Source organism: Enterobacter sp. SECR19-1250 (assembly GCF_013391025.1).
GTDB lineage: Bacteria > Pseudomonadota > Gammaproteobacteria > Enterobacterales > Enterobacteriaceae > Enterobacter > Enterobacter cloacae.
On the sequence record NZ_JACASJ010000167.1, the window covers coordinates 1 to 6,183 of the forward strand.

At 52.6% G+C, this 6,183-nt stretch carries 4 protein-coding genes and 1 pseudogene; 1 reads left to right on the forward strand and 4 read right to left on the reverse strand.

Features of this window, described 5'->3' with window-relative positions; all coding sequences use genetic code 11:
* Nucleotides 1-89, forward strand: an 89-nt coding sequence (locus HX884_RS24780; protein WP_019725062.1) for an IS1 family transposase, incomplete at its 5' end; no start/stop codon positions are given.
* Between the two features lie 14 nt (nucleotides 90-103).
* Here the strand turns inward: HX884_RS24780 and HX884_RS24785 are convergent.
* From HX884_RS24785 to lacI, 4 genes and pseudogenes are all read right to left on the reverse strand, one after another.
* A pseudogene (locus HX884_RS24785) lies at nucleotides 104-244 on the reverse strand (maltose acetyltransferase domain-containing protein); the annotation flags it as partial.
* A gap of 65 nt (nucleotides 245-309) precedes the next feature.
* Nucleotides 310-1,563 (reverse strand): lactose permease, encoded by a 1,254-nt coding sequence (lacY, locus tag HX884_RS24790; protein ID WP_003846917.1) that lies wholly within the window; start codon nucleotides 1,561-1,563, stop codon nucleotides 310-312.
* Nucleotides 1,564-1,614: 51 nt separating this feature from the next.
* Nucleotides 1,615-4,689, reverse strand: coding sequence for a beta-galactosidase (gene lacZ, locus HX884_RS24795; RefSeq protein WP_015386474.1), 3,075 nt, complete (start codon nucleotides 4,687-4,689; stop codon nucleotides 1,615-1,617).
* 121 nt (nucleotides 4,690-4,810) lie between these two features.
* Nucleotides 4,811-5,893 (reverse strand): DNA-binding transcriptional repressor LacI, encoded by a 1,083-nt coding sequence (gene lacI, locus HX884_RS24800; RefSeq protein ID WP_007851507.1) that lies wholly within the window; start codon nucleotides 5,891-5,893, stop codon nucleotides 4,811-4,813.
* Nucleotides 5,894-6,183: the final 290 nt, after the last annotated feature.

Here is a 6,183-nt window from a genome sequence, read left to right on the forward strand (position 1 = left end):
TGGGCAGGAAGTCACTGTCGTTCTCAAAATCGGTGGAGCTGCATGACAAAGTCATTGGGCATTATCTGAACATAAAACACTATCAATAAGTTGGAGTCATTACCCTTTTTTCAACTTCTGATGGATGCGAGTGATTGAACTCATACATTAATGTTTTCCCACGAAGTCTTTTTTCAGGTAAGCCTTCGCACATATCGGTAAATAGCTTGCCTGCTTTTATTTTTTCTGTCATCGACATGTTCATTTTTAACATTCCGTCCTGATAAGTTGGTCGGATAAGGCGCTCGCGCCGTATCCGACATTAATTTCTTAAGCGACTTCATTCACCTGGCGACGCAGCAGAGAAAGTGGGCCGGGGCCGCTAAGCGTGAACACGGAAATTAAGGTGAAGCCCAGCGCCACCAGACCCAGCACCAGGTAAGCGCCCTGGAAACCGATGCTTTCATACATATTGCCCGCCAGAATAGACATAAAAATCATCGCCAGTTGCTTAAAGAAGCAGAAACAGACCAGATAAATCGTCGCTGAAAAACGCACTTCAAACTGGCTGGTAATATATTTAAAGCAGCCCACCAGCAGGAACGGTACTTCAAACATATGCAGCGTTTTCAGAATAACCACTTCCAGTGCTGAGGTAGCGAACGATGAGCCAATAATACGTACTGACATAATAGTGCCAGCCAGCAGCAGGGCGTTTTTCCCACCGATGCGATTAATGATCAGTGGCGCAAAAAACATAATCGAGGCGTTAAGTAATTCGCCCATTGTCGTTACGTAGCCAAATACCCGCGTACCCTGTTCACCGGTAGCAAAGAACGAAGTAAAGAAATTAGCAAACTGTTGGTCAAAAACATCGTAGGTGCAGGAAACGCCAATAACATACAGTGACAAAAACCACAGTTTTGGCTGTCTGAACAGTTCCAGCGCCAGCTTAAGGCTAAATGCCGAATGGTTGGCACCTACCGCATTGGCAACCGTGGCAGAAGAGGGCGCATCCGTTTTGGCGAAAAAGAGTAAAACGGCGAGGATGAATGCACAGCCAGAACCCAGCCAGAAAACAAACTGATTATTGATGGTGAACATGATGCCGACAATCGAGGCACACAGCGCCCAGCCAACACAGCCAAACATCCGCGCGCGACCATATTCGAAATTACTGCGACGGCTGACTTTCTCGATAAATGCCTCTACTGCTGGCGCACCGGCGTTAAAACAAAAGCCTAGATAAATACCACCAACAATCGATCCTACTAAAATGTTGTATTGTAACAGTGGCCCGAAGATAAAAATAAAGAACGGCGCAAACATCACTAACATGCCGGTAATAATCCACAGCAGGTATTTGCGCAGCCCGAGTTTGTCAGAAAGCAGACCAAACAGCGGTTGGAATAATAGCGAGAACAGAGAAATAGCGGCAAAAATAATACCCGTATCACTTTTGCTGATATGGTTGATGTCATGTAGCCAAATCGGGAAAAACGGGAAGTAGGCTCCCATGATAAAAAAGTAAAAGAAAAAGAATAAACCGAACATCCAAAAGTTTGTGTTTTTTAAATAGTACATAATGGATTTCCTTACGCGAAATACGGGCAGACATGGCCTGCCCGGTTATTATTATTTTTGACACCAGAGCAACTGGTAATGGTAGCTACCGGCGCTAAGGTGGAATTCCGCCGACACTGACGGGCTCCAGGAGTCGTCGCCACCAATCCCCATATGGAAACCGTCGATATTCAGCCATGTGCCTTCTTCCGCGTGCAGCAGATGGCGATGGCTGGTTTCCATCAGTTGCTGTTGACTGTAGCGGCTGATGTTGAACTGGAAGTCGCCGCGCCACTGGTGTGGGCCATAATTCAATTCGCGCGTCCCGCAGCGCAGACCGTTTTCGCTCGGGAAGACGTACGGGGTATACATGTCTGACAATGGCAGATCCCAGCGGTCAAAACAGGCCGCAGTAAGGCGGTCGGGATAGTTTTCTTGCGGCCCTAATCCGAGCCAGTTTACCCGCTCTGCTACCTGCGCCAGCTGGCAGGTCAGGCCAATCCGCGCCGGATGTGGCGTATTGCTCGCCACTTCAACATCAACGGTAATCGCCATTTGACCACTTCCATCAATCCGGTAGGTTTTCCGGCTGATAAATAAGGTTTTCCCCTGATGCTGCCACGCGTGGACCGTGGTAATCAGCACCGCGTCGGCAAGCGTATCTGCCGTGCACTGCAACAACGCTGCTTCGGCCTGGTAATGGCCCGCCGCCTTCCAGCGTTCGACCCAGGCGTTAGGGTCAATGCGGGTCGCTTCACTTACGCCAATGTCGTTATCCAGCGGTGCGCGGGTGAACTGATCGCGCAGCGGCGTCAGCAGTTGTTTTTTATCGCCAATCCACATCTGTGAAAGAAAGCCTGACTGGCGGTTAAATTGCCAACGCTTATTATCCAGCTCGATGCAAAAATCCGTTTCGCTGGTGGTCAGTTGCGGGATGGCGTGGGGCGCGGAGGGGAGTGTCACGCTGAGGTTTTCCGCCAGACGCCACTGCTGCCAGGCGCTGATGTGTCCGGCTGCTGACCATGTGGTCGCGTTCGGTTGCACTACGTGAACCGTTAGCCAGAGTTGTCCGGCGCTCTTCGGCTGCGGTAGTTCAGGCAGTTCAATCAACTGTTTACCTTGTGGAGCGACATCCAGAGGCACTTCACCGCTTGCCAGCGGCTTGCCATCCAGCGCCACCATCCAGTGCAGGAGCTCGTTATCGCTATGACGGAACAGGTATTCGCTGGTCACTTCGATGGTTCGCCCGGATAAACTGAACTGGAAAAACTGCTGCTGGTGTTTTGCTTCCGTCAGCGCCGGATGCGGCGTGCGGTCGGCAAAGACCAGACCGTTCATGCAGAACTGGCGATCATTCGGCTTATCGCCAAAATCACCGCCGTAAGCCGACCACGGATTGCCATTTTCATCATATTTAATCAGCGACTGATCCACCCAGTCCCAGACGAAGCCGCCCTGTAAACGGGGGTACTGACGAAACGCCTGCCAGTATTTAGCGAAGCCGCCAAGACTGTTACCCATCGCGTGGGCGTATTCGCAAAGGATCAGCGGGCGCGTCTCTCCAGGCAACGAAAGCCATTTTTTGATGGACCATTTCGGCACAGCCGGGAAGGGCTGGTCTTCATCCACGCGCGCGTACATCGGGCAAATAATATCGGTTGCGAAGGTGTCGGCTCCGCCGCCTTCATACTGTACCGGGCGGGAAGGATCGACAGATTTGATCCAGCGATAGAGTGCGTCGTGATTAGCGCCGTGGCCTGATTCATTCCCCAGCGACCAGATGATCACACTCGGGTGATTACGATCGCGCTGCACCATTCGCGTTACGCGTTCGCTCATCGCGGGTAGCCAGCGCGGATCATCGGTCAGACGATTCATTGGCACCATGCCGTGGGTTTCAATGTTGGCTTCATCCACCACATACAGGCCGTAGTGGTCGCACAGCGTGTACCACAGCGGATGGTTCGGATAATGCGAACAGCGCACGGCGTTAAAGTTGTTCTGCTTCATCAGCAGGATATCCTGCACCATCGTCTGCTCATCCATGACCTGACCATGCAGAGGATGATGCTCGTGACGGTTAACGCCGCGAATCAGCAACGGCTTGCCGTTCAGCAGCAGCAGACCATTTTCAATCCGCACCTCGCGGAAACCGACATCGCAGGCTTCTGCTTCAATCAGCGTGCCGTCGGCGGTGTGCAGTTCAACCACCGCACGATAGAGATTCGGGATTTCGGCGCTCCACAGTTTCGGGTTTTCGACGTTCAGACGTAGGGTGACGTGATCGGCATAACCACCACGCTCATCGATAATTTCACCGCCGAAAGGCGCGGTGCCGCTGGCGACCTGCGTTTCACCCTGCCACAAAGAAACCGTCACCCGCAGCTCATCGCGCAGCTCGCCGTACATCTGAACGTCTGCCTCCAGTACAGCGCGGCTGAAATCATCATTAAAGTGAGTGGCTACATGGAAATCGCTGATTTGCGTGCTCGGTTTATGCAGCAACGAGACGTCACGGAAAATGCCGCTCATCCGCCACATATCCTGATCTTCCAGATAACTGCCGTCACTCCAGCGCAGCACCATCACCGCGAGGCGGTTTTCTCCGGCGTGTAAAAATGCGCTCAGGTCAAATTCAGACGGCAAACGACTGTCCTGTCCGTAACCGACCCAGCGCCCGTTGCACCACAAATGAAACGCCGAGTTAACACCATCAAAAATAATTCGCGTCTGGCCTTCCTGTAGCCAGCTTTCATCAACATTAAATGTGAGCGAGTAACAACCCGTCGGATTCTCCGTGGGAACATACGGCGGATTGACCGCAATGGGATAGGTCACGTTGGTGTAGATAGGCGCATCGTAACCGTGCATCTGCCAGTTTGAGGGGACGATGACAGTATCGGCGTCAGGAAGATCGCGCTCCAGCCAGCTTTCTGGTACCGCTTCTGGTGCCGGAAACCAGGCAAATCGCCATTCACCATTCAGGCTGCGCGACTCTTGGGAAGGGCGATCGGTGCGAGCCTCTTCGCTATTACGCCAGCTGGCGAAAGGGGGATGTGCCGCAAGGCGATTAAGTTGGGTAACGCCAGGGTTTTCCCAGTCACGACGTTGTAATACGACGGCCAGTGAATCCGTAATCATTGTCATAGTTGTATCCTGCGTGAATTGTTATCCGATCACATTTTCGCATAACATACGAGCCGGACACATAGAGTGTAAAGCCTGGGGTGCCTAATGAGTGAGCTGACTCACATTAATTGCGTTGCGCTCACTGCCCGCTTTCAAGTCGGGAAACTTGTCGTGCCAGCTGCATTAAGGAATCTGCCAACGTGCGGGGAGAGGTGGTTTGCGTATTGGGCGCCAGGGTGGTTTTTCTTTTCACCAGTGAGACGGGCAACAGCTGATTGCTCTTCACCGCCTGGCCCTGAGAGAGTTTCAGCAAGCGGTCCACGCTGGTTTGCCCCAGCAGGCGAAAATCCTGTTTGATGGTGGTTAACGGCGGGATATAACACGAGCTGTCTTCGGTATCGTCGTATCCCACTACCGAGATATCCGCACCAACGCGCAACCCGGACTCGGTAATGGCGCGCATTGCGCCCAGCGCCATCTGATCGTTGGCAACCAGCATCGCAGTGGGAACGATGCCCTCATTTAGCATTTGCATGGTTTGTTGAAAACCGGACATGGCACTCCAGTCGCCTTCCCGTTCCGCTATCGGATGAATTTGATTGCGAGTGAGATATTTATGCCAGCCCGCCAGACGCAGACGCGCCGAGACAGAACTTAATGGGCCCGCTAACAGCGCGATTTGCTGGTGACCCAATGCGACCAGATGCTCCACGCCCAGTCGCGTACCGTCTTCATGGGAGAAAATAATACTGTTGATGGGAGTCTGGTCAGAGACATCAAGAAATAACGCCGGAACATTAGCGCAGGCAGCTTCCACAGCAATGGCATCCTGGTCATCCAGCGGATAGTTAATGATCAGCCCACTGACGCGTTGCGCGAGAAGATTGTGCACCGCCGCTTTACAGGCTTCGACGCCGCTTCGTTCTACCATCGACACCACCACGCTGGCACCCAGTTGATCGGCGCGAGATTTAATCGCCGCGACAATTTGCGACGGCGCGTGCAGGGCCAGACTGGAGGTAGCAACGCCAATCAGCAACGACTGTTTCCCCGCCAGTTGTTGTGCCACGCGGTTGGGAATGTAGTTCAGCTGCGCCATCGCCGCTTCCACCTTTTCCCGCGTTTTCGCAGAGACGTGGCTGGCCTGGTTCACCACGCGGGAAACGGTCTGATAAGAGACACCGGCATACTCTGCGACATCGTATAGCGTTACTGGTTTCACATTTACCACCCTGAATTGACTCTCTTCGGGTGCTATCATGCCATACCACGAAATGTTTTGCGCCATTCGGAGGGGGCACGCCGAAGTGAGATTCAAAATGCCGACGTCAGTTCACAGGTGGGTAATGATACCAACGTGTTGATTTCGTATTTTCACTGACACCAGGATCATCCTGATGTTACAAGGATTGAATGACTACAGATTAAAATAGTCATCAACAGGTTGACAGCATTACCGGTAACCCGTTTCAGCTCTTTCTGGAGACGGCGGATCTCGGCCTGAGCATCTGA

Bases quoted from the DNA above. Each gene is read 5' to 3' on its own strand.
- lacY (WP_003846917.1), bottom strand. From the start codon at position 1,563: ATGTACTATTTAAAAAACACAAACTTTTGGATGTTCGGTTTATTCTTT.
- lacZ (WP_015386474.1), bottom strand. From the start codon at position 4,689: ATGACAATGATTACGGATTCACTGGCCGTCGTATTACAACGTCGTGAC.